At 61.3% G+C, this 26,757-nt stretch carries 20 protein-coding genes and 1 tRNA gene; 10 read left to right on the top strand and 11 right to left on the bottom strand.

The features are described from left to right. Nucleotides 1-52 precede the first annotated feature (52 nt). The 4 genes from IE188_RS09535 to IE188_RS09520 form a co-directional block, all read right to left on the bottom strand. The gene (locus tag IE188_RS09535) at nt 53-487 is read right to left on the bottom strand and encodes a universal stress protein (protein WP_191286254.1); all 435 of its coding nucleotides are present in this window, start codon (nt 485-487) and stop codon (nt 53-55) included. Beyond that, nucleotides 484-3,096, bottom strand: a complete 2,613-nt coding sequence (locus IE188_RS09530) for a TRAP transporter permease (protein WP_191286253.1) — start codon at nt 3,094-3,096, stop codon at nt 484-486. The genes IE188_RS09535 and IE188_RS09530 overlap by 4 nt, the downstream gene beginning before the upstream one ends. A gap of 139 nt (nt 3,097-3,235) precedes the next feature. Beyond that, the gene (locus IE188_RS09525; protein ID WP_191286252.1) at nt 3,236-4,204 is read right to left on the bottom strand and encodes a TAXI family TRAP transporter solute-binding subunit; all 969 of its coding nucleotides are present in this window, start codon (nt 4,202-4,204) and stop codon (nt 3,236-3,238) included. Nucleotides 4,205-4,235: 31 nt separating this feature from the next. Continuing rightward, nucleotides 4,236-5,099 (bottom strand): MurR/RpiR family transcriptional regulator, encoded by an 864-nt coding sequence (locus IE188_RS09520; RefSeq protein WP_229836679.1) that lies wholly within the window; start codon nt 5,097-5,099, stop codon nt 4,236-4,238. A 99-nt stretch (nt 5,100-5,198) separates the two neighbouring features. Between IE188_RS09520 and IE188_RS09515 the strand changes: the two genes are divergently transcribed. From IE188_RS09515 to IE188_RS09500, 4 genes are all read left to right on the top strand, one after another. Then, nucleotides 5,199-6,518, top strand: coding sequence for an aspartate aminotransferase family protein (locus IE188_RS09515; RefSeq protein ID WP_191286250.1), 1,320 nt, complete (start codon nt 5,199-5,201; stop codon nt 6,516-6,518). Next, a complete protein-coding gene (locus IE188_RS09510) occupies nt 6,518-7,294 on the top strand; it encodes a BKACE family enzyme (RefSeq protein ID WP_308442445.1) in 777 nt (258 codons plus the stop codon). Before IE188_RS09515 ends, IE188_RS09510 begins: the two co-directional genes overlap by 1 nt. A 197-nt stretch (nt 7,295-7,491) precedes the next feature. Further along, entirely contained in the window at nt 7,492-8,637 is a 1,146-nt protein-coding gene (locus IE188_RS09505) for an efflux RND transporter periplasmic adaptor subunit (RefSeq protein ID WP_191286248.1), read from the top strand. Beyond that, nucleotides 8,634-11,753, top strand: a complete 3,120-nt coding sequence (locus tag IE188_RS09500) for an efflux RND transporter permease subunit (RefSeq protein ID WP_191286247.1) — start codon at nt 8,634-8,636, stop codon at nt 11,751-11,753. Before IE188_RS09505 ends, IE188_RS09500 begins: the two co-directional genes overlap by 4 nt. A gap of 10 nt (nt 11,754-11,763) precedes the next feature. On the opposite strand, the gene IE188_RS09495 is transcribed toward IE188_RS09500, so the two are convergent. The 3 genes from IE188_RS09495 to IE188_RS09485 are packed head-to-tail and all read right to left on the bottom strand — an operon-like array spanning nt 11,764 to nt 14,319. Continuing rightward, nucleotides 11,764-12,537: a LamB/YcsF family protein gene (locus IE188_RS09495; RefSeq protein ID WP_191286246.1), complete on the bottom strand. Its 774-nt coding sequence runs from the start codon at nt 12,535-12,537 to the stop codon at nt 11,764-11,766. After that, entirely contained in the window at nt 12,521-13,567 is a 1,047-nt protein-coding gene (locus IE188_RS09490; RefSeq protein ID WP_191286245.1) for a 5-oxoprolinase subunit C family protein, read from the bottom strand. The genes IE188_RS09495 and IE188_RS09490 overlap by 17 nt, the downstream gene beginning before the upstream one ends. Further along, nucleotides 13,564-14,319, bottom strand: a complete 756-nt coding sequence (locus IE188_RS09485) for a 5-oxoprolinase subunit B family protein (protein WP_191286244.1) — start codon at nt 14,317-14,319, stop codon at nt 13,564-13,566. The genes IE188_RS09490 and IE188_RS09485 overlap by 4 nt, the downstream gene beginning before the upstream one ends. Nucleotides 14,320-14,565: 246 nt before the next feature. Here IE188_RS09485 and IE188_RS09480 point away from each other — a divergent pair, with 246 nt between their 5' ends. From IE188_RS09480 to IE188_RS09470, 3 genes are all read left to right on the top strand, one after another. Beyond that, on the top strand, nt 14,566-16,782 hold the full coding sequence (locus IE188_RS09480; RefSeq protein ID WP_191286243.1) for a C1 family peptidase: 2,217 nt from the start codon (nt 14,566-14,568) through the stop codon (nt 16,780-16,782). 23 nt (nt 16,783-16,805) lie between these two features. Next, nucleotides 16,806-20,198: a D-Ala-D-Ala carboxypeptidase family metallohydrolase gene (locus IE188_RS09475; protein ID WP_191286242.1), complete on the top strand. Its 3,393-nt coding sequence runs from the start codon at nt 16,806-16,808 to the stop codon at nt 20,196-20,198. 71 nt (nt 20,199-20,269) lie between these two features. Beyond that, the gene (locus IE188_RS09470) at nt 20,270-21,295 is read left to right on the top strand and encodes a hypothetical protein (protein ID WP_191286241.1); all 1,026 of its coding nucleotides are present in this window, start codon (nt 20,270-20,272) and stop codon (nt 21,293-21,295) included. Between the two features lie 56 nt (nt 21,296-21,351). Here IE188_RS09470 and IE188_RS09465 read toward each other — a convergent pair whose 3' ends face one another. The 3 genes from IE188_RS09465 to IE188_RS09455 form a co-directional block, all read right to left on the bottom strand. Next, on the bottom strand, nt 21,352-23,418 hold the full coding sequence (locus IE188_RS09465) for an OmpA family protein (protein ID WP_191286240.1): 2,067 nt from the start codon (nt 23,416-23,418) through the stop codon (nt 21,352-21,354). A 238-nt stretch (nt 23,419-23,656) separates the two neighbouring features. Next, nucleotides 23,657-23,732 (bottom strand) — tRNA-Ala (locus IE188_RS09460). A 97-nt stretch (nt 23,733-23,829) separates the two neighbouring features. Further along, on the bottom strand, nt 23,830-24,150 hold the full coding sequence (locus IE188_RS09455; protein ID WP_191286239.1) for a TIGR02300 family protein: 321 nt from the start codon (nt 24,148-24,150) through the stop codon (nt 23,830-23,832). 129 nt (nt 24,151-24,279) lie between these two features. Between IE188_RS09455 and IE188_RS09450 the strand changes: the two genes are divergently transcribed. Both IE188_RS09450 and IE188_RS09445 read left to right on the top strand, forming a co-directional pair. Further along, the gene (locus IE188_RS09450) at nt 24,280-25,011 is read left to right on the top strand and encodes a M48 family metallopeptidase (protein ID WP_191286238.1); all 732 of its coding nucleotides are present in this window, start codon (nt 24,280-24,282) and stop codon (nt 25,009-25,011) included. Nucleotides 25,012-25,058: 47 nt separating this feature from the next. Continuing rightward, nucleotides 25,059-25,712: a GntR family transcriptional regulator gene (locus tag IE188_RS09445; protein WP_191286237.1), complete on the top strand. Its 654-nt coding sequence runs from the start codon at nt 25,059-25,061 to the stop codon at nt 25,710-25,712. Nucleotides 25,713-25,719: 7 nt separating this feature from the next. Here IE188_RS09445 and IE188_RS09440 read toward each other — a convergent pair whose 3' ends face one another. Then, nucleotides 25,720-26,175: an Lrp/AsnC family transcriptional regulator gene (locus IE188_RS09440; protein ID WP_191286236.1), complete on the bottom strand. Its 456-nt coding sequence runs from the start codon at nt 26,173-26,175 to the stop codon at nt 25,720-25,722. Between the two features lie 146 nt (nt 26,176-26,321). Between IE188_RS09440 and IE188_RS09435 the strand changes: the two genes are divergently transcribed. Beyond that, entirely contained in the window at nt 26,322-26,756 is a 435-nt protein-coding gene (locus tag IE188_RS09435) for a universal stress protein (RefSeq protein WP_191286235.1), read from the top strand. Nucleotide 26,757 lies beyond the last annotated feature (1 nt).

Below are 26,757 nucleotides of genomic sequence, written 5' to 3'. Positions count from 1 at the left end.
GGCAGCGCGCTGTGTCCACCCGACCCCAGAGGCGCCGGGTGGCAGGCATGGATCAGTGGCGCACCACGTAGACCGAACAATCCGAATGGCGCACCACGCGGGCGGCATTCGGGCCAAGCAGGTAATCCTTCAGGTCCGGCCTGTGCGCCCCGATCACGATCAGATCGGTCTTGTCCAGTTTCGAAATGCGCAGCACCTCTTCATAGACCGTGCCGACCGCCACGATGTGGCGCACCTTGGCGTCCTGCTCGGCCCCCAGCGTGGCCTTTGTCATCTCTTTCAGAAGCGTTTTGGCGCGCTCCTTGACCGGTTCCACCTGATGATCCTGAAAATAGGCTCCGACCACCGACATGCCGAAATCCGGCACGACGGTGATCACGTCCAATTGCGCACCGTCTATACGGGCCAGCTTGGCCGCAACGGTCAGCACCTCGCGTTCCTCTTCGGGGCGGTTGATGTCGACAGCGCAGAGAATTGTCTTGCTCATGCCGGTTCTCCTTGCGGTGTTTCCTCTTCCGCCCGACGCGATTGCAGGAAGGCCACGAGGGCCAGCAGCAGAAGTGCGGGAATGAAGATCAGTTCTTTCGGCAGTTGATTGGACGGCGCCTGAACCGCCGCGATCTGAACCGGCTCGTCACCATAAAAATCGAACGAGGCCAGTTTGTCCGACAGGAAAGTGCCGAACATCGGTTCGTCCAACCGGATCGTGTCGCCTTCCGGCAGGATCATGAAGCCCAGCGCATCCAGACGCGCTTGCGGGTCATCCCCTTCGGGCACATCCAACACCACGGTCAGATCCTTGCTGTCCAGTGTGTCGAAATCCGGGCCACGGATCACTGCGCGAAGCTGATCCCCCGGCGCGGCCTGCTCCAGCGCCGTTGCAAACTGCGCAGGCGGGATTTCGGCAAAGGGCGGCTGGATCTGGTTCATGAAGAAGCCCGGACGGAACAGGGCAAAAGCCACCACCAGCAAGGCGACGGTTTCCCAGATCCGCGATTTGGTCAGGAAAAAGCCCATGGTTCCTGCCGTAAAGACAAGGATCCCGATCGTTGCGACCACAAAGACGATAATGCCCTGCACCCATGTCACGTCAATCAGCAGCAGGTCGGTGTTGAAGATGAACACAAACGGCAGCGCCACGGTCCGCAAGCTATAGAAGAACGCGGTGAAACCGGTGCGGATGGCATCGCCCCCCGAGACGGCGGCGGCGGCAAAACTTGCCAGCCCCACGGGTGGCGTCACATCCGCCATGATCCCGAAATAGAACACGAAAAGGTGCACCGCGATCAACGGCACGACCAGCCCCGATTGCGCACCCAGTTCGACCACGACCCCCACCATCAGTGAGGAGACGACGATATAATTCGCCGTGGTCGGCAGCCCCATCCCAAGGATCAGCGACAGGATTGCCACGAAGATCAGCATCAGGATCAGGTTGCCGCCGGACAGAAACTCGACGAAGTCCGCCATCACCTGACCGATCCCGGTCAGCGATACGGTGCCCACGATGATACCTGCGGTAGCAGTTGCCAGACCGATCCCGATCATGTTGCGCGCGCCGTCGATCATCCCTTCGATCAGGTCCATCACCCCGTCGCGCAACCGACCCACAGGATTGCCTTCGCCCCGGAACATGGCCTTCAGCGGTTTCTGCGTCAGCAGGATACCGAACAGCAGGAAGGTCGCCCAGAAGGCCGACAGGCCGGGGGACTTGCGTTCGATCATCAGGAAATAGACCAGCACGATGATCGGCATCAGATAATACAGCCCGGATTTGTAAATCTTGGCCACATCCGGCAGTTCGACCACCTCGGCATTGGGGTCGTCCGGCTCAAGATCCGGCACCTGTGCGGCCAGATAGATGAGGGCAAGATAGATGATCCCCAGCAGGATCGACAGGATCCAGCCGGACCCGGACGGGAACAGCGACACGATCCACCCCACTGGATATTGCGTGGCATAGCACAGAAGCGCAAAGCCCGCGAAAAAGGCGAACATGCCGCCGATGGTCTTGCCCATCGACACGACTTTGTTGCCGATCGTGGGCATACGGTTCTTCACCGCCTCAAGATGCACGATATAGACCAGCGCGATATACGAGATGATCGCAGGCAGGAAGGCATGGGTGATGACCTCGACATAGGAAATGCCGACATATTCCACCATCAGGAACGCAGCCGCGCCCATGACGGGTGGCATGATCTGCCCGTTGACCGAGGACGCGACCTCGACCGAGCCGGCCTTTTCGGCGGTGAAGCCCACCCGCTTCATCAGCGGAATTGTAAAGGTGCCGGTGGTCACGACATTGGCGATGGACGACCCGGAGATCAGCCCCGTCGCCGCCGACCCCACGACCGCCGCTTTTGCCGGTCCGCCGCGCAGGTGGCCCAGCGCGCCAAACGCCATTTTGATGAAATAGTTCCCGGCCCCTGCCCGGTCGAGCAATGCGCCGAACAGCACGAACAGGAACACGAATTTGGTGGATACGCCCAGCGCGATACCAAAGACACCTTCGGACGTGATCCACATATGGCTCATCGCCTTGCGCAGACTGGCACCCGCCCAGCGGATCTGGTCGGGCACGACCTCGGACGAGCCGAAAAAGACGTAAAACAGGAAAACGACTGCCAGGGCGACCATCACCGGACCCAGCGTGCGATAGGCAGCCAGAAACAGAAAGCCCAGTGCGACCAGCGAGATGATGGCGTCTGTGTCATCGGCCAGACCGCCATTTCCGACGATCTTCTCGTAAAAGAAATAGCCGTAAAGCGCGAGCAGCGCGCCCCCGACCCCGAAAATCCAGTCATACCACGGGATCCGGTCGCGCGGACTGGATTTGAACAACGGATAGGCCATCGCGGCCAGGAAGATCGCAAAGGCCAGGTGGATCTGGCGCGAGTTGTTGATCAGATCGCCCGGCAAAATATATGGCGCCACCGGCGAGGCCAGAAGCACCTGAAAAATCGACCAGGTCAGGGCCACCCCGGCGATCATCAACCCCACTGGCCCGTGCGGGCTGCGGGCGCCGGTATCGCTGGCGGCAACCAGTTCCTGTAGCTCTTCTTCGCTGAGCGCGCGTTCTTCCTTTGTGGACATCTGTCCCTCCCTCGGCTGCATGGGTTATTTAGCGGCAGCCCAAACTGGTTCTGTTCGTTGTCACTTGCCCGATCTTTGCGCCGGGTCAGGGGTGTTGGGGGCAGCGCACCGCCCCCAACAAAGGCGTGTCCTGATCAGTTTACTCGATCAGGCCCTTTTCCTTGTAATACTTCTCGGCACCCGGGTGCAGCGGGGCGGACAGACCGGCCGACGCCATTTCTTTCGGGTCAAGGTTGGCAAACGCGGGGTGCAGCCCCTTGAAGTCTTCGAAGTTTTCAAAGACCGACGACACAACGGCATAGACCGCGTCTTCCGACACCTGGTCCGAGCTGACGAAGGTGGCACCGACACCGAAGGTCTTGGTGTCTTCGTCATTGCCGCGATACATGCCGCCGGGGATGGTGGCGGTGCGATAGAACGAGTTTTCTTCAACCAGCTTGTTCACCACGTCACCTGCCACTTCGACAAGAACGGAATCACAGGCGGTGGTGGCTTCCTGGATCGACCCGGAGGGGTGGCCGACGGTATAGACCATCGCGTCGATCTGGTTGTCGCACAGCGCTGCGGATTGCTCGGCCGCCTTCAGCTCGGTCGCCAGCGCAAAATCGCCAGTGGTCCAGCCCATGGCTTCCATCAGCACTTCCATCGTGCCGCGCTGACCCGAACCAGGGTTGCCGATGTTGACGCGCTTGCCCTTCAGATCCTCGAAGGTCTTGATGCCGGCATCGGCGCGCGCCACGACGGTGAAGGGTTCCGGGTGAACCGAGAACACGGCACGCAGCCCTTCGAACGGCCCGTTCTCTTCGAATTTCGAGGTGCCGTTATACGCGTGGTACTGCCAGTCCGACTGGGCCACACCAAATTCCAGCTCGCCTTCGCGAATGGTGTTGATGTTGTAAACCGATCCACCCGTCGATTCGACCGAGCAGCGCACGCCGTGGTCCTTGCGGCCCTTGTTCACCAGACGGCAAATCGCACCGCCTGTCGGATAATACACGCCGGTCACACCGCCGGTGCCGATCGTGATAAACTCCTCGGCCATCGCGGCCGGGGCCAGAACGGCCGTCGCGGCAACCCCGGCAAATGCAAGTTTGAACCTGTTCAACATCACTATACTCCCTTGTGTTGATGTTCTGATGTCATTCGGACCACACCTCGGCCAGTTGCCGATTGCGCAGTTCGACTTCTGCGATACGTTCCTGTGCCGCGGCACCGGAACGCCCGACAACCATTCCGACGATCGTTTCGATCAGGAACAAGGTTGTCACGTAGGATGAATAGAAATTCGCACTGTCCGCCGCCACGACAAAACTGACCGAGGCATATTCCAGCGCCGGACAGGCGTGGGTGTCGGTGATGACAATCACGAAAACGCCCAGTTGATGGGCCAGCTTGGCGGACTTGATCACGTTGGACGCAAAAGGCGGTTTTGTCACGATCAACAAGGCGTCGCGGCTGTCCAGACCGGTCAAGGCACCGCCCAGTGACGCCCCCATGCGATTCGCAAGGCGCCAGTTATCCGTGCAGAAATTCGCCATATAGGACATATATTCCACGATTCCCGTCGACCCCAACGCACCAAGCAACAAAACCTTACGAGCATTGACCAACACCTCGACGCAATGCTCAAGGTCTTTTTGATCCAACGAGGTCAGCGCGTGGTTCAGATTGGATTGGCAGGCGACAAAATGCATGTCGATGAATCGGTGTTGCCCGTCGTCATGTTGCTTCTGCAAGGCCTCGGCCCGCGCGGCAAAGTTGTTCACCCGCTGGTCAATCTGGTCGCGCAATTCTTCGCGCAGTTCTTCGAAATCTTCGTAATCCAGAGCCTTGGCAAGACGCGAAAAGGCGGCGGGCGACACGCCACTGTTACGTGATACAGTGCGCAGTGGCCGCGTCACCGCATCCAGGGGATTGGCCACGAGAAAATCCGCAGCACTGCGCAAAGCATCGCTGAGATCGGCATAGGCCAAAGCAAGCCTCTTTTCGAAGCGTTCGTTCAATGTGCCCCCCTGACTGGACAATTCCAGTGTTCTCTTTGTTTCATGCATTGTCAAATGTCGGGATATTTGTTTCAATAACATCGAAATTCAGAGGCCACCATGTCACACGTCTTCCCCCGTCACACCAAAGCCGTCCCGCCCATCGCGGTAAAAGGAGATGGCATATATATCATTGATTCTAATGGAAATAAATACCTGGATGGATCGGGCGGCGCGGCTGTGTCCTGCCTTGGTCATTCGGACAGGGATGTCATCCAGGCGATCAAGACTCAGGTCGATCAACTTGCCTTTGCGCATACGGGATTCCTGTCGTCGCAGCCGGCAGAATCACTGGCAGACCGGTTGATCGCCAACGCACCGGAGGGAATCGAGCGGGTCTATTTCGTCTCGGGCGGGTCGGAAGCGGTGGAAAGCGCGTTGAAACTGGCGCGCCAATACATGATCGAAACGGGTCAGCCGCAGCGCACCAGATTCATTTCACGCCGGCAAAGCTATCACGGCAATACGCTGGGCGCGCTTGGCACCGGCGGCAACGCCTGGCGGCGCGCACCGTTCGACCCGGTGATGGTGTCAGCCTCTCATATCTCGCCCTGCTACGAATACCGGCTGCGCCATGAGGGTGAATCGCAGGAAGACTATGCCCTGCGCGCGGCAAACGAGCTTGAGGCGGAACTGCTGCGTCAGGGGCCGGAAAACGTCATCGGCTTCATTGCGGAACCTGTGGTGGGCGCAACCGCTGGCGCCGTTCCTGCCGTGCCGGGATATTTCAAGCGCATCCGCGAGATCTGCGACCAATACGGCATTCTGCTGATCCTGGACGAGGTCATGTGCGGCATGGGGCGCACCGGCACCCTGTTCGCCTGCGAGCAGGATGGTGTTGCGCCGGATCTGATCACCATCGCCAAGGGGCTGGGCGCCGGGTATCAGCCCATCGGCGCGATGCTGTGTTCGGGCGCGATCTATGCGGCGATCGAAGACGGCAGCGGCTTTTTTCAGCACGGCCATACCTATGTCGGCCACCCGACGGCCTGTGCCGCCGCTGACGCGGTGGTACGTAAACTGACGGATGGAGGCATGGTCGCGCGGTCGGCCCAGATGGGCGAGACACTGATGGCCGCCCTGACCGACGCCTTCGGTCAGCATCCCCATATCGGCGACATGCGCGGGCGCGGCCTGTTCCGCGGGCTGGAGCTTGTTGCAGACCGCGACACCAAAGCCCCGTTTGCACCCGAAAAAGGCATCGCGGCGAAGCTGAAGAAGCAGGCCTTTGCCAACGGGCTGATCTGCTATCCGATGGCAGGGACGATCGACGGGCAACAAGGTGACCATGTGTTGCTGGCGCCCCCGTTCATCATCACCGACGATCAGATTGGCGAACTTGTCGATAAGTTGTCCAAAACCTTTGACGCGGTTTTGTGATGGCGCTGCCGCGTCTGATGGTGGCGCCGAACGGGGCGCGGTTGACGCAGGCGGACCACCCGGCCCTGCCGATCACGCTGCCCGAGATCATCGCCACCGCGCGCGATTGCCACGCAGCGGGCGCGGACGGTTTGCACCTGCACCTTCGTGACGCGGACGGAGGCCATCTGCTGGATGCCGGCGCCTATCGCGAGGCAGTGCAGGAACTGACCGCTCAGGTGCCTGACATCGCCGTTCAGATCACCACCGAGGCGGTCGGAAAATACGACCCACCCCATCAACGGCGGGTTGCCATGAACGCGGGGGCGTCCATGGTCTCGGCCTCGGTGCGCGAGCTGTGTCGTGACCCGAAAGACGTCACGCAGGCCTTTTATCGGGATTGCGCGGATCAGGGCATTGCGATCCAGCATATCCTTTATGACCGGGACGATGCCGAGCTTCTGGCACGAACGTTGCCCCAAGATCTGCTCACCGCGCCCGACTTGCAACTTTTGTTCGTGCTGGGGCGCTATGCAGCGGATCAGAACTCCGACCCGCAGGATCTGGACCCGTTTCTGGACTGGATGAAAACGCAGAAACTGACGCCCGACTGGGCCGTCTGCGCCTTCGGTCAGGGGGAAACGGAATCGTTGGTTTATGCGGCGCGATATGGCGGAAAATGCCGCGTCGGCTTTGAAAACGCGCGGGTGCATGCCGACGGACGGCTGGCCAAAGACAATGCGGATCGCGTTCGGGCAGTGCGCGACGCCATCCGCCATTTTCCACCCCGGGTCTGAGGGGCCGCCCGGTCCCGCGCCCGGCAAAGTGCCGTAACGGCAACCTGACATAATATTTGCGCAGTGGCGCAGGATCGATCACTTTCCGGCGCACGAGTCTGGTAAACCTGCCAGTGTGAACCTAGTTAACATGTTCATACGACCACAGGTGCTTGCCGTGGCACGGGGCTAAGGCACGGGCTGACAAGGACGGGAACATGCCGCAGGACAACTTGCCTGATCTGAACGGGCAGCTGAAGTTTCAGGACGATCCGGGCGCTGGCTGGTCGAAATGGTTGGCGGCGCTGTTTGCGCTGGTTCTGGTGGGCTGGATGGGCAGCGGCTACATCCTGCCTTCGCAACAGGCGACAGAATCCGAAGAGAAACCCGCCGCCCGCATCGTGGCCGTGGCGGTGATGCCGTCCGAAGCGGAAGATGTCGAACTTGTGCTGTTCTCGGAAGGCCAGTCAATCCCGGATCGCGACACAATGATCACCTCCAAGGTCAGCGGCGAAGTCGTGTCTGTCTCGGCCGAACGCGGCGACCTTGTGTCGGCCGGGCAGGAAATCGGGCGGCTTGATGCCGCCACCATCGAAGCCCAGCTTGTTCAGGCGCAAACGCAGCTTGACCAGGCCACCAGTGATCTTGAAAAATCCACGTCCCTGCAGCGCAGCGGCATCACCACCGAAGATCGCGTGCTTCAGGCCCGTGCGGCCAAGGCCTCGGCCGAAGCCGCGGTTGCTGCCGCAAAAGAGCAGTTGGAAAACACCGTGATCCGCGCGCCCTTTGCCGGACGCCTGAACGACCTGACCCTGGACGAAGGCGAGTTCGTGAACAGCGGCGATGTGGTGGCCGAGGTTCTGGACAACAACCCTCTGTCGATTGTCGTGCAGGTGCCGCAACAGGCGTTGTCACGCCTGAAGAAGGGCCAGGTGGCCCAGGTGTCATTCATCACCGGCGAGGTGCGCAACGGCATTGTTGCCTTCATCGGTGCCAACGCCGACAGCCAGACCCGCACCTTCCGGGTCGAAATCACCGTCGACAATCCCGACAGCGAAATGCCCGCCGGGCTGAGCGCCCGCATTGCCATCCCGACCGGCAGCGCGCGAGGGCATTTCATCTCGCCGGCCATCCTGTCGCTGGGCACGGACGGCGAATTGGGCGTCAAGACGGTGTCGAAGGACAACATTGTGCAATTCGTGCCGGTGTCCATCGTGCGCGCCCAGACCGATGGTATCTGGATCACCGGCCTGCCCGAGCGCGCCGCTATCATCACGGTGGGTCAGGGCTTCGTCAACGCAGGCGACACGGTCGATCCGCGCCCGGCGACCCCAGCCCCTGAAACGGCCGAGGTCACGCAGTGAAACCCCTGATCACAGCCGCGTTCAACCGCAGCAAGGTCGTGCAGCTTTTGCTGGTGTTCCTTTTGACCATCGGCGGTTTTGCCTATTACGCGATTCCCAAGGAAAGCAATCCCGAGATCCCGATCCCGATCGTCTATGTCTCGACCGGGCTTGAAGGGATCTCGCCCGAAGATGCCGAGGATGTTCTGATCGGCCCGATGGAAACCGAGTTCGCCTCGCTCACCGGGCTGAAATCCATGACGGCGACCGCCAGCGAAGGCCATGCAAGTGTCCAGTTGGAGTTCGAGCCGGGTTTCGACGCGGACGAGGCGCTGCAAAAGGTGCGCGAAGCGGCGGACAAGGCCGAGAACGATCTGCCGCAGGACGCGCGCCTGACCGTGACCGAGATCAACACCGCGCTGTTTCCGATCCTGACCGTGATCCTGTCCGGCCCGGTGCCCGAACGCACCCTGAATGATCTGGCTGACGACCTGAAGGACGACATCGAAGCCTTGGCCGGGGTGCTTGAGGTCGACATCGGCGGCAAGCGCGAACAACTGCTGGAAGTGCTGATCGACCCCACGGTGTTCGAGACTTATAACATCACCTTTGAAGAGCTGATCGGCTCGGTCACCCGCAACAACCAGCTGATCGCTGCCGGTGCGATCGAAAGCGAAGCGGGTCGGCTCGTGCTGAAAGTGCCGGGCCTGATCGAGGATATGGCGGATGTGATGGAGCTTCCGGTGCTGGTGCGCGGCCAGACGGTCGTGACCTTCGCCGATGTCGCCACCATCCGGCGGACGTTCAAGGACCCCGACGGCTTTGCCCGGATCGACGGCCAGCCCGCCTTGGCGCTTGAGATCAAGAAACGTGTCGGGGCCAACATCATCGAAACCGTGGCCGAGGTGCGCGAGGTGATCGGCACCGCGCAGGCGGATTGGCCCGACAGCGTTCATATCAGCTATACGCTCGATGAAAGCGAGCAGGTGAAATCCATGCTGTCGGACCTTGAGGCGAACGTGATCGCCGCCATCATCCTTGTGATGATCGTGGTGGTCTATGCGTTGGGCCTGCGGTCGTCCCTGTTGGTGGGGCTGGCGATCCCCGGCGCGTTCTTGGCCGGGGTCGCGGGGCTGTATTTCATGGGCTACACGATGAATATCGTGGTTCTGTTCTCGCTGATCCTGGTGGTCGGGATGCTGGTCGACGGGGCGATTGTGACGGTTGAGCTGGCTGATCGCTACCTGCACGAAGGACAGTCGTCGAAACAGGCCTATGCCGAAGCCGCCAAGCGTATGTCCTGGCCGATCATCGCCTCGACCGCCACCACCCTATGCGTGTTCTTCCCGCTGTTGTTCTGGTCGGGCACGGTGGGCGAGTTCATGAAATTCCTGCCGATCACCGTGATCATCACACTGGCGGCATCCCTGTTCATGGCGCTGATCTTCATCCCCGTCGTGGGCGGTCTGATCGGCAAGCAGCAACGCCAGACGGCGAAATCGAAGGCCCAGCATTATGCCGCCGAACGCGGTGATCCGCGTAGCATGACCGGTTTCATGGGGGCCTATGTCAACATTCTGAAATGGTCGATCAAACGTCCCGGCGTCACGCTGAGCTTTGCGGTGATCGCATTGGTCGCCTCGTTCGCGGCCTACGGGTCGTTGGGCAACGGTCTGACCTTCTTCCCCGAGGTCGAACCGGATTACGCGCAGGTCGAGGTGCGCGCGAAAGACAATTTCTCGGTCTATGAACAGGACGCATTGGTGCGCCAGGTCGAGGCCAAACTGTCAGGCTATGACGAGATCGCCAGCATCTATGCCCGTTCGGGTGGCGGGCGCGACGGCAGCGACGCGATCGGATTTCTGCAACTGGAACTGGCCGAGTGGGACACGCGCAGGCCCGTGGCCGCCATCGCCGAAGACATCCGCGCCGATGTCGCCACCATCCCCGGCATCGACGTTCAGGTTCAGACCGCCATGGCCGGTCCCGGCGGCGGCAAGCCCGTGAACCTTGAGGTGGCGTCCAACACGCCGGAGGATCAGAAGGCAGGGGTCGCGTTGCTGGTCGACGCGATGGAACGGCTGGGGGGCTTTACCGATATCGTGGAAACCAGCGCCTCGCCCGGTGTGGAATGGCAGATCGCCATCGACCGGTCCGAGGCCGCGCGGGCCGGCGCCGATGTGGCGATTCTGGGTCAGGCCGTGCAGCTTCTGACCCAGGGCATCACGGTCGCCAACTATCGTCCCGCCGACACGGATGGCGAGGTGGACATCGTGGTCCGTTTCCCCGCCATCGACCGCACCCTTGCCGAATTGCAGAACCTGCGCGTGCCAACCAGCGCCGGGCTGGTGCCAATCTCGAATTTCGTATCGTTCGAGGCTGCTCCGCGCAGCGGGGTCATCACACGGATTGATCAGGAACGCGTCATCTCGATCTCGGCAGATGTGGAACCGGGTGTGCTGGTGAACGACCAGATCCTGGCCCTGCAGGGAGAGTTGGACAGGATCGACATGCCCGACAGCGTCGAAGTCAAATTCGGCGGCGAGGCGGAAGAACAGGCCGAAGCGATGAGTTTTCTGATCGCAGCCTTCTTGTCGGCCATCGGGCTGATGTTTTTGATCTTGCTGACCCAGTTCAACAGCTTCTGGCAGGCCTTCGTGGTGATGTCGGCCATCGTCTTTTCGGTCGCCGGGGTGCTTTTGGGCCTGATGATCACCGGGCGGCCTTTCGGCGTCGTCATGGGCGGGATCGGGGTCATTGCCTTGGCGGGGATCGTGGTCAACAACAACATCGTTTTGATTGACACCTATAACGAGTTGAAAGCTGCGGGCGCGTCGCCCTATGAGGCCGCGCTGCGCACTGGCGCGCAGCGTTTGCGCCCGGTGGTGCTGACCTCGGTCACGACGGCACTGGGTCTGATGCCCATGGTGATTGGCCTGAACATCAACTTCTTCACGCGCAAGATCGTCTATGGTGCGCCATCGACCCAGTGGTGGACCGAACTGTCCAGCGCCATCGCGGGCGGGCTGGTTTTTGCAACCGTGCTGACCCTGATCGTCACGCCGTCAATGCTGGTGCTGGGCGAGAAGCGTGCGACACGGGCGGTCGCCAAAGGGGCTGCGCAACCCGCCGAGTGATGAACAATCGCTAGACGGGTGCGCCCGTGAAAGGTGCAAGCCGGATCCCGCTGTCCTGAAGGGCCTTCCGCACCTGAGTGGCGATTGCAACGGCGGACGGCGTATCGCCATGCAGGCAGATCGTGTCGATCCGGGTCGGAATGTGCTTGCCGCTTTCGGTGATGATCGCGCCGTCGCGCACCATCTCGACCATCCGCGCACCCGCCTGATCGGGGTCGTGGATCACCGCGCCCGGCAGGCTGCGATCAACCAGCGTTGCATCGTCGTTGTACGCACGGTCGGCAAATATCTCGCAGGCCGTCGCGCAGCCAAGGTCATGGGCAGCGCCCTGTTGTGCAGTTCCTGCCAGCACCATGATGATCAGATCGGGCGCAATGGACAGCGCGGCCTCGTAACACGCGCGCGCCATGTCTGCATCTTCGGCGGCCATGTTTGCCATCGCGCCATGCAGCTTCAGATGGCGCACTTTCCCGCCTGCCGCCGCCGCCATCGCCTGCGCCGCCCCAAGTTGGTAGCGTACGAGGTTCTGCAATGTCTCGCGCGGCAGGTCCATCCGACGTCGGCCAAAACCATGCAGGTCCGCAAATCCCGGATGTGCGCCGATGCCGACGCCCTTGGCTACGGCGTTCTTCATCGTTGCGGCCATGACGTCCCAATCCCCGGCATGTAAGCCGCAGGCGATGTTGGCCGAGGTCACGATGTCCAAAAGTGCCCGGTCATCCCCCATCGACCAGGGGCCGAACCCTTCGCCCATATCTGCATTCAGATCAATTGACCGTGCCATCTTTGTCTTCCTTCTCGCCGGTGTCGTCATCCCCTGCGGTGACGCCGCTGATCAGTTGATAAGATAGCAGATCGGGGATCGTATGGGGATCGCGGATCAGGGGTCTGAGCCTCTTCACAAGGGTCTGGCGCGCCGACGCGGCCTTGCGTTCGGCCGCTGTCGCCTCGTCCAACTCGACGAACCGGAACCGCAGCGGCGCCCCTGCCGGGGCCTGGGCGACGATTGGCAGGTCGCAGGGCAAAACCGTGCCGATGCGGGGATAGCCGCCGGTGGTCTGGCATTCGCACAGCAACACAAAGGGCGTGCCGTCGCCGGTGATCTGAATATCCCCCGGCACGATCACCTCGGACAGGATGGTGCGACCGCTGTCGATGTGGAACCCACCCTCCGGCGGCACAAGTCGCAGACCCATCCGGTTGCCGCGTGTGTCGCGACGAAAGGTAGTGGTGGTGAACCTTTCGCGTTCGTTCTGTGCAAACAGGTGGGTCTGAAGGCTTTCGACGATCCGCACGCTGCCGCCATTGAACCGATCATCGACGGGCAACGCCAGGCCAACCGGCCCGCCCAGATCGCGCCGCACCGCAAGCACGTCGCCCGCCTGCACCGCCCGCCCGATTCCCGCGGACAAATGCGCCGAGCACGCGCCCAATTGCGCGTGGCCCATGAAGCCGCCGCCCACATGCAGGTATCCATACCCTCCCGACACTGTGCCGCCAACCGACAGACGCGCGCCAGCGGGCCAGTGATGGCTGGCATTCCAGGCGAGCCGTTCGCCATCCAACGTCACCTGCATGGGGGCGCCGGTCAGGGCAAGGCGCAGATCGGTCTGGGCCACGAATGCGCCGCCCATCCCGGCCATTTCAAGTGCGGGCAGATCGTCGGAATGTCCCAGAAGTGCGGCACCCTCGGACAGAGCCTGCGGATCGGCGGCCCCGCCGCGCGACAGCCCTGCATTCAGCCAGCCGGGGCGCCCCCTGTCCTGCAGGGTGACACCCGGCCCGGCAGACAGAACCTTGATGCCCTCGCTCATCCGATCACCGTTACGGTCGCGCCGCCCTTCGGATCCCGGCGCATCCGGTGCAACTTTTCGGGCGTGGTGGGGGTGAACTGCACCTCGTCACCCGCGCGCAGCAGGAACGGGTCCGGGGCTTCGGGCTGGAACAGGCGCATGGCGGTCTGCCCCACATGCTGCCATCCCGTCGGTGTCGGGACCGAGAACAGCACGAGCTGTCGGATCGCCACCGCCAGCGCCCCTTCGGGCACCCGTGCGGTCAACTGGCTTTGTCTGGGGATATCCCAGGCGTCGGGCAACGTGCCCAGATAGGGCTGACCCGGCGCGAAGCCGATGGTTTGCACCCGCAACCGTGTCGCCGTCAGCGAGGCAACGCCCTCATCCTCGCTCATGCCGGCCTGCGCGGCGGCCTGGGCAAGCTGCGGGGCAAGGTCCGTGCCGAACACGGCAGGGATACGCCACAGGCGCCGCCCCTCGGGCAGCCCGGCCGCGTACCAGTCACGGCTGTTCAGCAAGGTCCGGAGGTCATTCACAAGCAGATCGTGGTCCACGACAAGCGGATCAACGCGCAGAAAGGTTGATACCAGCGACGACGAGGTTTCCTGCACCCCGTCCCACTGTGCTGCCTCGACCGCGGCGCGAAAGGCCAGCGCGGCCCGGTTCGCAGCCTCGCTCAGCGTATCGGCAAAGCGCACCACGACCCCATCCACCCCGGCCGTGCAGATCACGGGCGTGTTCGTCTGTCGTTCGTCTGAAACAGGCTGCGTCAAGGCCCCTCCGGCGCATGGTATCGATCAACGGAAAACCTATCGCCATCCCCGACCGGATGACATCCCCAAATGCCACCACCTGACATGAGGCACAGTGGATGACCCCGCCTGTCGGTCGGGCCGACACGCGCCCAGAAACAGAGTGTTTTTGTATTCGGCACAATAATCTGATAGAGTAAGGCATTCTTATTTCTTAGTTTAGTTGATTTTTAATACCAATTTGGTTTGTGAGGGACGGTTGTTTCGATGACCAGTTTTGCGCGTTCCCTGATCAAGGATACCGGCGTGCGCGCCGATTGGGTGGACCTGCGTGATCAGGATTATGTGCCCAATCTGACGGTGCTGCGCGACACGGTGTCGTTGAATCCGCGCCTGCTGACGGCTGATCCCGACACAGGGTTGCAGGTGCCGATCTTTGGCGCGCGCAACCAGGGCAACAGCGGGCGCTGCGTGGGGTTTGCGCTGGCCAACCTGATCGACATTCAACGCCATCTGCAACATTTGCGCCGCACGCCCAGCATCAGCGACGCGCCCAAACCAGATCTGTCCGAAGTGCAGAAAGACATTGTCAGCGCCGATATGCTGTATCGCATGGCGTCCTTCCACGACCGCTATCCCGAATTGGAAAACGGCGAGGTCACGGCCGAAGAAGGCATCCTGACGCTCAGATCCGCGATCAAGGGGTTTTATCACCACGGGGTTTGCCGCGACTGGCCGTTTGGGGAAGCGAGCACCGAAGAAGGGCGCTGGCAAAGCGATTGCTATCTGACTGACGGGCCAGACAAGGGGCGCAGGTTCACCACCGTCGGGCAGGCCAAGAAAGCGCGCGAGATCGGGTTGGGCGCGTATTTCAGACTGGCGTCAATCCTGAACCATTTTCACGCCGCCCTGAACGATGCCGAAGCGATCCTGACCACGGCGAATGTGCATGACGGTTGGCTGGGCGCAACGCCGGACAACGGTGGGCGGATCATCTGGCCCCCTGCTCTGGGCAAGACCGGCACCCATGCCTTCGTCATCACCGGTTATGACGAAAACGGGTTCCATGTCCTGAACTCCTGGGGGCCGAAATGGGGTGGCTATCAGGGGCAGGCCGGAATCGCCCTGTGGTCCTATGCCGACTGGGCGCAGAATGTGGTCGACAGCTGGGTGCTGCGGCTGGGCGTGTTTGCGCCCTCCGCCTTCGGTGCATCGGTGGGCGAGAAAGGCACCAAGGGCGACAGCAGCCCGATCCAGTCCGGATCGACCCCGTGTTTTGAGCTGGTGGGTCACTACATGCATCTGGATGATGGCTATCACGTGGCGACCGGATCATATCCGTCTTTCAAGAACGGCTGGACCCGCACCCGTGAATACCTGTCCGAGCGGTTGGACCCGAAGGCCGACCCGGCCAACAAAGACAATCAGTATCGCGGCGTCCTGATCTGGATCCCGGGCAGTCTGGAAGGGATCAAGCCTGCCTTTGCCGACGCGGTCGGGCGTAAGACCCTGATCAAGGATCTGGGCCTGTATCCATACACGATTTTCTGGTGCAACAGCTTCGTTGAAAAGTCGCTTGAGGTGCTGCAAAGCCTGTTTGACAGTTGCGAAGAACAGGCTGGCGAAAACGCAGCCCATCTGGACGAATTGATCGAAAACCGTGTGCGCGGTGTGGGGCGGGCGTTCTGGCGCGACATCGAACTGGGTGCCCGGCGGGCGCTGCGTGGTACGGAAGAACTGCCTTATGAGGATTTCGAGAACGAGGAACTGGACAAGATCAAGACCGGCTTTGTCGGCGATCTGCTGTTCGACCTGCTTGACCTGAAGAAGAACACCGGGTGCGAGTTGCACATCGTGGCGGAAGGGGCCGGCGCGCTGGTGGTGCACGAAATGCTGTCGCTTCTGGCACACAAGACGCACTGGTTTGACCCCGCATCCCTGAAACCCGGCGGCATGGACCGGTTCGACACATTGCACCTGATCCATCCGGCCATCGGAATGCCGCGCGCAAAGAAACGTTTGGTGCCTCTGATCAACGTGATGAACGGCGCAACCAAGGGCAAGAAGAAGCGCAAGTCATCGTCGCGCAAGCCCGTGGTGCAGGCATATCTGGAATACGAAACCGCGCCTCGCGCCCGCATTTACGTGCCCACGCCCGAGTTGGAGGAGCGGGTGACCTTCGGCGCCTATGGCAAGTCCATCCTGCATCTTGTGTCGCGCGCCTTTGAAGACCGATACCCCCTGCCGCGCAATGCCGATGACACCCAAGCCCCCTATCTGCTGCGCCCGCGCCCGTTCCTGGGCATGTCCGGGGTACCGGACGACGCTGCCTCTCCGGTGCAGAACGCCGTGTTCCGGTTGAACCGGATCGCCGCACAGAAACACGATCTGGATCGCATCCCCCAATCGGTCCTGAACGACGACCCCACCATCACCAACAGCATTTTCGAGTGCATACGAGGATTTCAGGAAAAGGGACACTGAACGCCGCAAAAAGGAGAAGAACCGTGACCAAGATCACCGTCGAAGAACTGATGTCGAAAATGGCGGACATAGACGCCGATGAAAGCGATTTCGCCGAGTATTTCATACTGGACGAGGAACGATCAGGTCCTTTTTCTCCGAAATTCAAACTGAACCCGGCGACGGTTCAGATCCCACGAGGGCCGAATGCGGCCCAGCGCACGGCGGCCCTGATGAACTCGGCCAATTGGTTTGCGCGGATGAGCCGCAGAAATGTGTTCCAGCAAAAGCTGGCGCGGGGATATGACGGGCCAATTATCGTCTCCGAAGGGGACAGTTGGTTCCAGTATCCGATCCGCCTGCGGGACACGATCGACCACCTTATGCACACTTACGCGGTCTATTCTCTGGGCGCGGCGGGGGATCTTCTGAAGCGGATGGCGGACCAGCAGGAATACATCCGCGCGCTGGAAGAAACGGGGGCCGAGATTCTGCTTTTGTCCGGTGGTGGCAACGATCTGGTCGCCGGTGGCGCGCTGGCTGCCCATCTTGAGGCGTTCGACCCTGACCTTGCCCCCGCCGACTATCTGATGCCGTCCTTCCAGGCGCTTCTGGATGACGCACTTGGCCATTATGGCCGGATGTTCCGGCAGGTGCATCAGAAGTTCCCTTATGTCAGTATCCTGTGCCACGGCTATGACTATCCGGTGCCCAACAAGGACAAGTGGCTGGGCAAACCGATGGAAAGCCGGGGCATCCGCAACCGCGCCCTGCAAATGGCCATCGCCGCCGAGATGATGGACCAGTTCAACCGCCGCCTGCGCCGGCTGGCACGCTCCATGCCGCATGTCACCTATATCGACTGCCGGGGCGTGGTGGGCAATCACCGCTGGTTCGACGGGCTGCACCCGACCGGCGAAGGCTATGGCGATGTGGCGCGCAAGTTCGAGCGCGAGATCAACCGCATCGCCAATGCCCGCAGCGGCCCGCCCAGGGTAATCAGCGGCCCGTTCGGGTCTGCCGCCGAGTTGTCCCGCGCCCTTCAAACCCCGCCCGTGATCGCAGGTGGTCCCGCCAAGGGCATGTCCCTGCATGTGGGTGTCAACACCGTGGACCCCGGCCACTACGACGGATGGGACGGTCAACTGACCGCCTGCGAGGCCGACGCGCTGGCGATGCGGACCATCGCCGAGGCCGAGGGTTTCACACCCCAGCTTCTGCTGACCCGCGACGCCACCCGGCAAAACGTCGTCGACCAGATCGAACGCGCCGCGAAAGACCTGTCACCGGGCGACATGTTCCTGTTCACCGTATCGGGTCATGGCGGGCGGGTGCCTGATTTCAATCAGGACGAGGACCACGACGACGACAGCCAGCGGATGGACGAAACCCTGTGCCTGTATGATTTCCAGATTGCCGATGATGAACTTTACATGCTGTGGACCAAGTTCAAGGACGGTGTACGGGTGCTGATCATGCCCGACACCTGCCATTCCGGGTCGATGGCGCGTTTTGGCCCCACCGCACCGGCCGAACTGTTTGGCCGGGCCATGCCGCAGGATCCACGGATCCGCGCCATGCCGCTTTATGTCGAGGACAGGGTGTGGCGGGCCAATGAAGCGGCGTATCGCAAAGCCTCGAAATCTTATAGCGCGATGAAGGAAAGCGTGATGACCGCGCCGCTGAGCAGCCCGATTCAGGCGTCCGTCCTGAACCTTGGCGCCTGCAAGGACACGCAATATGCGATGGACGGGCCAGAGAACGGCGCTTTCACCGGCGCACTGTTGAAGGTCTGGGATAACGGGCGGTTCAGCGGCGACTACCGCGCCTTCCGCACAGCCATTGACGACGAGATCGGCAGTGACAGCCAGACGCCGCAACTGTTTGAGCGGCTGCTACGCGACCCGAATTTCGTGCTGGACCGGCCCTTTACGTTGCAGCCCGAAGGCATGGCGGCCAGTGCCTGCAGCAGCGCCACGAAATCTCGTTCTGCCCCGCCAGCCACCGTGGCCGAGGACGCAGATGAAGGCGATGAAAACGATCTTCTGCCCGATGCCGAGGTGGACGCGATCCTGTCGGCCAAAACCCGAGGCGCTGGGTTTCGCAGTGCGACAGCCGCGCTGGAATGGGCTGATTACGCGGACTTCGACGGATTTATCCGGTCGCTGCGTCTCAAGAACTTCAGCACGGATGAATTCCTGATCCTGGGCGGCGGGCACTCGACGCCCGGCGGGAAATGTCAGGGCAAGAACACCTATCCCCCCCGCAGTCTGTGGACCAATATCGCCAAGACCGCGCAGGCTCTGGATCATTTCCGCGATCGGATCGGCAAGCCCATTGCGATCACCAACGCCTATCGCGGCCCGGCCTATAATGCCTGTATCGGTGGCGCCAGACAAAGCCAGCACATGAAATTCTGCGCGCTGGACTTCAAAGTGTCCGGCATGACTGCACCCGAAGCCGCGAAAGCCCTGCGCTGGTTGCGCGACAAGGAAGGGTTCTTCAAAGGCGGGATTGGGCGCTACAACAGCTTCACACATATCGACACGCGCGGCGTCAACGCCACATGGCCGCCCGCGTTTCGCGACAAGAAGCTGTCCGGCGCTTCGCCTTTGAAAAAACGCGAGCCACGCGACCTGGCCGAACGTATCGCGATCCTGATCGGAACCATGCTGGCGAAACCACGCTCCGCTCCGGGCGCCAAATCGCGCAGTTCGGCCTTTGCCGATCCGGTCAGCCGCTCGGGCGACGACTTCGATCCGACCTCGGAAAACGCCGCACACCAGCAATCGTTGCAAGCGGCGGTCAATGCCTCCAGCGTGATTTCCTTCGTCGAGAACCTGACCCCCAGCCAGAAAGAGGATGTGCTTCTCTCGACCCTCTTTGCCCAGCGCGCAGCGGACGCAAAGGCGGATCCGGTGAAGGACCGCGAGGCTTGGCAGGCAACTTACATGGACATGCTCAGCCTGATGGGCTGGACGCGCGAAGCCGCCCCGTTCGAGGCCAGCCAGAAGATGAAAGGCAATGGCAGTTTCGACAAGGTGATCCTGGCCACGCTGGCGCAGGTGGCGACCGGCAACCAGTTCAAGATCGTTGAAAGCGCGATGGAGGCGCTGCGCGGTCTTGCGGCAAATGATGGCAAAATTAAACTGTTCGATTTCGAAACCTCATCGTCCACCGGCGGCAACTTCCAGATCGGAAGTGCCGAGGCGTCGGGCGATGTGATTTCGATGGCGCTGGGGGCGTTCAACTTCACCTTCAAGGACAAGAAGCAGAACATCCTGTTCGTATCCTGGGGCAAGAACGAACTTGAATACTGGTTGTCCGCGCAAAAGGTATCGCTCAGCCCGACGATCTATGCTGACGTGCGCGAGATTATTCGCGACAAGCTGTCGGACACGCGCAAGTCCCTGATCGCGGATATCGACATCGGATGACGGACGCGCCCGCTCCAACGCCGCCCCAGAGCGATGCAGAACCGTTGCCGCAACCGGTGATATCAGCAAAGTTGCAGATTGCGCCGCGGTATCTGCTGATCCTGCTTTTGCCGGTGGCGGTGCTGACCGCGTCCGAATACCTGCTGGGCACGTTCGGCGACACAGGCCTGTTGCTGGCGGGGGTCGAGCTTGCGCCGATGGCCCCGCTGATCGAACTGAACGGGCGCTACAAGTTTCTTGCGGCTCTGTTTCTGTTCGTGGCGGTGACGATCACACTGATCGCCATGTTCTCGTTCGAACTTTATGCGCGCCACACGAAGCGATCGATCTGCTTTACGATGGTCGGCATTGTCGGGGTGATCCTTGTCACGCTCAGCTTTTCGACGTTCGAGCCGGACTGGATGCCAGCCAGTTTCGAAAGCCAGTCGCTGCTGGGTGAAGACCTGTTTCACACCGCGCTTGGCATCGGCAAACTGCCCGGTTGCCTTCCGGGGGGGGCGCTTGAAGCCGCCTGCGACGGCATGGGCGCGTTTTTTGCCATGAAATACCTGTTGGATCACGTCAATATCCTGACCTCACTGGCCGCCGCCGCGATCATCGCTGGCATGGTCCTGTCACTGGCACAACCCGTTGGCCTTGACCGCCGCAGCAAATCCGCACTGATTTCCGAGGCAATGACCCTGCAAAACGCGCAGGAAAGCACCCAGCGATACCTGTATTGCGCCGGTGTGCTTCTGACCATCGGAATGGTGCTGATGCTGTCCTGGATGAAATGGCCGGGTCCGATGATCGCCGACCCGGACCTGCGCCACGCGCATGATCAGGTGGTCAGTTCGCTGTCGATGTTTCGCGGCGTCACCTATACGGTGCTGATTTTGTCGTTCTATATGCCGGTCAGCCTGATCCTGAAGGTGCGGATCGAACGGTTCAAACAGGCCAGCGCATCGGTTGGTGAAACCGCACTGGGCCGCAAGCTGGAGGGGTTCGACATAAGACGCATCGCCAGCATGGACGCGTTCAAATCCATGATCGCCATCGCGTCGCCGATCCTGGCCAGCGCCATTGGATCCTTCGTTGACCTGTCTGTGTTTCAATAAACACACCCGCCCGCTGGAAGCGGACGGGTGAGAAATTTGTGCAAGGCAGTCAACGCCTAGCGCAGCAATTGGGTGATCCGGCGCACACTGGCGCGGCGGTTTGCCCGTTCAGCGTCCTGGGTTTCGATCTTCAGGAACTCTTCGCCGTACCCCTGAACGATCAGGTTTTCCGGCGGCACATCGAAATACTCGGTCAGCGCCAGGGCCACGGACTCGGCGCGGCGGTCTGACAAGGCCAGGTTGTAGGCGGCCGCACCCACCGCGTCGGTGTGACCTTCGATCAGGAACACCTCGTTTCGATCCTGCTCAACGTAGCTCTGGATCAGCTTACCCAGACGGGCCAGAGACTTGGCCTGATCCGGACGGATCGCGGCCGAGCCGGTTTCAAACGTGATCGCATCCAGGTCAATCACCGGCACCAGGTATCGCACCTGTGGAATGTGGCGGACCTGAGCCAGACTGAAGCGTCGGTCCAGTTCGGCCTCACGTGCCAGGGCGGCGCGCAAAGCCTCTTCGTCCGCATCCGCAGTCAGTTCAGGTTGCGGAGCCGGAGCTGGCAGCGACGCCACATCGACCGGTTCCACATCCACAGTATCATCAATCAGAATGGTTTCCGTGCCATCGGCGGCAACGTAAACGCGGCGCAGCACGCGGTATTCAGGATCGCGAATGGTCACGATTTCGGTGTCATCAGGGCGAATCACGGTCGTGCGGGTCGATCCATCACCAAAGGTCTGGGTTCGGATCTTCGTGCCGGGTTGACGCAACAACGCGTTGTCATCCTTGATAACCTCGTAGGTGCCATCGTCACGACTGACCACAACCCGATCGCCTGAGTTCAGCGCAACTTCGCGATTGTTGGACAGCATGGCCCCAACCGCCACGGCCCCAAGGCCAAGCAGTATGGCTTTCTCGCCTTTGGTCAGGCCACCTTCCTTGTCATCGGACATATTGGCATCCGGTTTGTTCTCGGACGCGTCTTTCGGTGCTTCGGTGATCTTGGTCGCGAAATCTTCGTCCGAGGACCGGGCCGTTTCCTCGGTCACGACTTCTTCGCTCACCTCGGCGTCAGCCTCGGCATCTGCCGAGGCGTCAGCGGCGGCGGCCACCGGGGCTTCGCCGCTTTCAGCTTCGGGCTGGACGGGAAGGTCCGGCACCGGCTCTGCCTGCACCGCGATTTCTTCCGCGGTGTCCGTTTCGGCCAGGGCTTCAGCCAACGCCGCTTCCTCGCCTGAGGTCACATCGCTTTCAGGTGCCTGGGCCGTCGTGTCATCGGCAACCGGCGCGGTGCTGTCTTGTGCGGTTGCGTCAGCGTTGGCATCTGCTTCGGTCGCGCTTTCGGCCTGCCCGTCAGCCTCGGGCGTTTCAACGGCGACAGCGTCACCACCCGGTGCAGACGTGGAATCAGCGGCAGCATCGTCGCCGGGTGCGGGGTCGGCCTCGGCAGTGGCCTCGGCAGCCTGTTCAGTTTGAACGGTCTCATCCGTTTGCGGGCTTTGTTCAGCGACAGCTGCTTCTTCCGCTGGGGCTTCCGGGGCTGGCGCAGCCTCCGCGTTTTCGACGGGCGCTTCCTCTGCCGGCGTTTCTTCTACCTGCGCTTCCTCTGCCGGCGCTTCCTCTGCAGGCGCGTCGGCTTCTGCAGTCGTATCGGCTTCGGCAGTCGCTTCCGCCGGGGCAGCTTCTTGGGTGACGTCGGCCTCGACGGTGGCCTCGGCTTCCGCTTCCGCAGCCGGGGCGTCCGTCTCCGTCGGGGCGGGAGCAGCCTCGACCGCTTCCTCGGTCACGACACCTTTGCGCATGGCTTCCAACTGCTCGGCCATTTCAGGGCGCAGGCTTGCGGCAACACCGTCAGCACAAGGAAGATCTGTGCCGTCCTCGCAAATCATTGCGGTTTTCGGGACGGCGTGTACACCTACGGCGCACGGCAAGGGTGCGCCGTCTTCACAAATCATCTTGTCGGATTTGATTTTCTTCACACCCTTTTCACAAGGTGTCTCGGTCCCATCCATGCACATGAACTTCGGAACCTCGCCCTTGGTCTTGGCCTGAGCCACTCCGGGCGTCGGGAAAGCAAGGGACAAGGTGGCAATCAAGGCCGTCGTCGATTTCCAGGTATTACGCATCTGCGATCTCCAACTGGTCGTGTTCGATAAATCGTTCCTGTTTCAACGCAGCACAATGCATTGAGTTCCGTAACAAGACAGTTGGTGATCGGGACTGACGATGAACGAAGGGGTGATCACAACAATACGGCGACAAACCGCCCACCGACACAGGCGTCAGGCGCATTGCCGCCCAGCCGCACGCGTGATGATTGACCGACCCAGTCACAGGATCGTCGGGAATGTATGTGAAAAAGAATGGTGGAGCCTAGCGGGGTCGAACCGCTGACCTCTTGCATGCCATGCAAGCGCTCTACCAACTGAGCTAAGGCCCCATCCGATGGCGTTTCCGCCGTCAATGCGCGGTATTTATGCAAAGGCGCTTTGGGGTTCAAGCCTAAAAAAGCGCCTTTGCCAAAATTTCAGTACCGCTTAGTCGTCGTCATCTGCAGCGACATCGGCGATCTCGTCCAGCGAGACATCTTCTTCATCGTCATCGTCCAGAACATCATCACCCAGATCGACATCGACATCGTCATCGTCTTCAAGAACTGCATCTGCGTCGTCGACCAGATCGTCCTTCATTGCGGCCTTATCTTCCTTGTCGGCCACCATCGTGCGCGACGCCTTGCCAGTTTCGAGGTTCACAACCTCGCCCGTATAGGGGCTGACCACCGGGTCGGCATTCAGGTCATAAAACCGTTTACCAGTCGTGGGGCAGACGCGCTTTACGCCCCATTCTTCCTTGGGCATCTAAAACCCTTTCCGTTCTGTCTAAGTCGTGCGAGATTTGCCGCCAACTGCCACATGTGTGCAGAGGTGTCAAAGGCTTTTCCCCTTATGGGCGGATCGCCGGGCATTTGTAAGGAAAAAAGGGGCCGCATGTTCTGGTCGAAACAGGCAGACCGGCTGACCGAAGCCGAACGAATTGACCTTGGGGGCAATCCTGATTTGTCCGTCCTGTTGCGCCCGTCGGCGCGCGCGCGGCGGCTGTCGCTCAGGGTGTCCAAAGTGGATGGCCGCGTGACTTTGACGGTTCCGCATGGCGCCTCGCGTCACGAGGCGGTGCGTTTCGTCAACGAACGGGCCGACTGGATTCGCAAGCACCTGGCCGACACCAAGCCCGCGCAACGCCCGCATATCGGTGCCACCATTCCATATCTTGGCCAGCCCCACCTGATTTGCGAGGCCCCCCTGCGCGCGGCCCGGATCCGTCACGGCGAGATCCTTGTGCCGCCCGGTGACGACCGCCAGACCGCTGCCCGGATCGAGGCGCTTTTGAAACGCGCGGCACGTGACCGGCTGGCCCGCGCCAGCGACCTTTATGCCGCGCGGGTGGGCCGCGACTTTGGCCGCCTGACCTTGCGCGATACGCGCTCGCGTTGGGGGTCGTGCAGTTCACAAGGCAACCTGATGTATTCCTGGCGCCTGATCATGGCCCCCGAACCGGTGCTGGACTATGTCGCCGCGCACGAGGTCGCACATCTTGTGCATATGGATCACTCGCCCGCGTTCTGGGCGCAAGTCGCGGCGATCTGCCCGGACTACAAGGCTCCGCGCAAATGGCTGCGCGAGCATGGTGGCGACCTGCAACGCTATCGTTTTCGCGACTGATCACTGGGGCAGTTGACGCCGCGTGCATTTGTGATCACAGTCTCATCATGCAGGCCCAGACCCGTCCACAATCCGACACCTCCAGCGCCCATGAACGCGTGTATCGCAGCCTGCGCGCGCGCATCATGCATGGCGAACTGGATCCGGGGCAAAGCCTGACCATCCGGGGGATCGGCACGGAATACGAGGTCTCGATGACCCCGGCCCGCGAAGCGGTGCGCCGATTGGCCGCCGAAGGCGCGCTGACCCTGTCCAGTTCGGGCCGCGTATCGGCCCCCGACCTGACGGCGGAGCGGATCGAGGAACTGGCCGCGTTGCGGTCCTTGCTGGAACCGGAATTGGCTGCGCGCGCCCTGCCCCGCGCCCATATGGCGCTGATCGACCGGCTGCGGGCGATCAATGTGCGGGTGTCGGAATGCGTGACCAAACAGGATGCGGTCGGGTATCTGCGCACCAATCTGGAGTTTCACCGCACGCTCTATCTGCGCGCGCAGGCCCCGGCGATCCTTGCGGTGGCCGAAACCGTCTGGCTGCAACTTGGCCCGACCATGCGCGCCCTTTATGCCCGGCGTCAGCGCACCGATCTGCAACGACATCACCGGATGATCCTGTCGGCTCTGGCCGCGGGGGATGAGCCTGCCCTGCGACTTGCCGTGCGCACGGACGTCACGCAGGGCCTGAAAATGCTGGTGGCAGACTGACGCCCGACTAACCCAGATGGAAGCCCCGGAACTCTTTCACCGTTGACAGGCTGAGCAGCGTTTTCATCTGCGCAAAGGATGGGATCGAGGACAGTCGTTCGCGATACAGCTTCTCGTAATCCTCAGTATTGCGCGCCGCCACCCGCAGCAGATAATCGAAATCACCCGAAATCAGGTGGCATTCCAGCACTTCCGGCATGTCCAGAATCGCTGCTTCGAAGGCCTGAATATCTTCCCGCCGCTGACTGACCAGCTTCGCTTCGATGAACACCTGGATTTCGAAGCCGATCGCCTTGCGGTTCAGGCGCGCCGCGTAGTTGGTGATCAGCCCGTCTGCCTCAAGCATCTTGACCCGCCGGTGACAGGCGGAAATGGACAGCCCCACCTGGTCAGACAGATTCGACATCGAGATCGCGCCATCCTTTTGCAGGATGGAAAGTATTCTAGTGTCTAGCTTATCCATCGTATATTTTCCGAAGATTCTGTTCTGGTTCGTAGTTTTTACGTAAATTATCCTTTCACGCAAGAAAATAAGGAACCTTTTCAAGCCAACCACTGCTAGGCTGAAGTTGCTTAACACGTGACACGTTCACACAAGGGAGGAAGAAAATGTCCAACAAGATCGTCGTCGGATACGATGGCAGCGACAGTTCGAAAGCGACGCTGGATTTCGCCGTCGGGCTGGCCAAATCGCAGGGCGCGGCCATCGTGGTGGCCCATGTTCTGGAATGGTCGCCCTATTCGTTCCTGACACCCAACGAACTCGAGGAACGCCACAAGCGGCGGGCCGAGGAGCTGGAGCGCGCCGAAACCGCCGTGCTGGCCCCGGTCGTCAAAGGGCTGGCTGACAGCGGCGTCACGGTGACAACCGCGCTGAAATATGGCGGCATTGCCGACACGCTATGTGACATCGTCGAAGCCGAGGGCGCCACGCAGGTGGTGGTCGGGCGCACCGGCCATTCAGGTCTGTCATCGCGCATCTTCGGCTCGGTCGCGGGCACGCTGGCGCAAATCTCGCCGGTGCCGGTCACCATCGTTCCTTAAA

The sequence above is a fragment of the Aliiroseovarius zhejiangensis genome (assembly GCF_014656375.1).
GTDB classification, from domain to species: Bacteria; Pseudomonadota; Alphaproteobacteria; order Rhodobacterales; family Rhodobacteraceae; genus Aliiroseovarius; species Aliiroseovarius zhejiangensis.
The sequence above is the reverse complement of the archived record's forward strand: the minus strand, read 5'-3'. Positions and strand labels throughout refer to the sequence as shown.

What these genes read in the sequence shown, in the direction of transcription:
- IE188_RS09535 (WP_191286254.1), bottom strand. Translation starts at nt 487, where the DNA reads ATGAGCAAGACAATTCTCTGCGCTGTCGACATCAACCGCCCCGAAGAG.
- IE188_RS09435 (WP_191286235.1), top strand. Translation starts at nt 26,322, where the DNA reads ATGTCCAACAAGATCGTCGTCGGATACGATGGCAGCGACAGTTCGAAA.
- IE188_RS09450 (WP_191286238.1), top strand. Translation starts at nt 24,280, where the DNA reads ATGTTCTGGTCGAAACAGGCAGACCGGCTGACCGAAGCCGAACGAATT.
- IE188_RS09440 (WP_191286236.1), bottom strand. Translation starts at nt 26,175, where the DNA reads ATGGATAAGCTAGACACTAGAATACTTTCCATCCTGCAAAAGGATGGC.
- IE188_RS09505 (WP_191286248.1), top strand. Translation starts at nt 7,492, where the DNA reads ATGCCGCAGGACAACTTGCCTGATCTGAACGGGCAGCTGAAGTTTCAG.
- IE188_RS09455 (WP_191286239.1), bottom strand. Translation starts at nt 24,150, where the DNA reads ATGCCCAAGGAAGAATGGGGCGTAAAGCGCGTCTGCCCCACGACTGGT.
- IE188_RS09510 (WP_308442445.1), top strand. Translation starts at nt 6,518, where the DNA reads ATGGCGCTGCCGCGTCTGATGGTGGCGCCGAACGGGGCGCGGTTGACG.
- IE188_RS09530 (WP_191286253.1), bottom strand. Translation starts at nt 3,096, where the DNA reads ATGTCCACAAAGGAAGAACGCGCGCTCAGCGAAGAAGAGCTACAGGAA.
- IE188_RS09495 (WP_191286246.1), bottom strand. Translation starts at nt 12,537, where the DNA reads ATGGCACGGTCAATTGATCTGAATGCAGATATGGGCGAAGGGTTCGGC.
- IE188_RS09490 (WP_191286245.1), bottom strand. Translation starts at nt 13,567, where the DNA reads ATGAGCGAGGGCATCAAGGTTCTGTCTGCCGGGCCGGGTGTCACCCTG.
- IE188_RS09515 (WP_191286250.1), top strand. Translation starts at nt 5,199, where the DNA reads ATGTCACACGTCTTCCCCCGTCACACCAAAGCCGTCCCGCCCATCGCG.
- IE188_RS09480 (WP_191286243.1), top strand. Translation starts at nt 14,566, where the DNA reads ATGACCAGTTTTGCGCGTTCCCTGATCAAGGATACCGGCGTGCGCGCC.
- IE188_RS09525 (WP_191286252.1), bottom strand. Translation starts at nt 4,204, where the DNA reads ATGTTGAACAGGTTCAAACTTGCATTTGCCGGGGTTGCCGCGACGGCC.
- IE188_RS09445 (WP_191286237.1), top strand. Translation starts at nt 25,059, where the DNA reads ATGCAGGCCCAGACCCGTCCACAATCCGACACCTCCAGCGCCCATGAA.
- IE188_RS09465 (WP_191286240.1), bottom strand. Translation starts at nt 23,418, where the DNA reads ATGCGTAATACCTGGAAATCGACGACGGCCTTGATTGCCACCTTGTCC.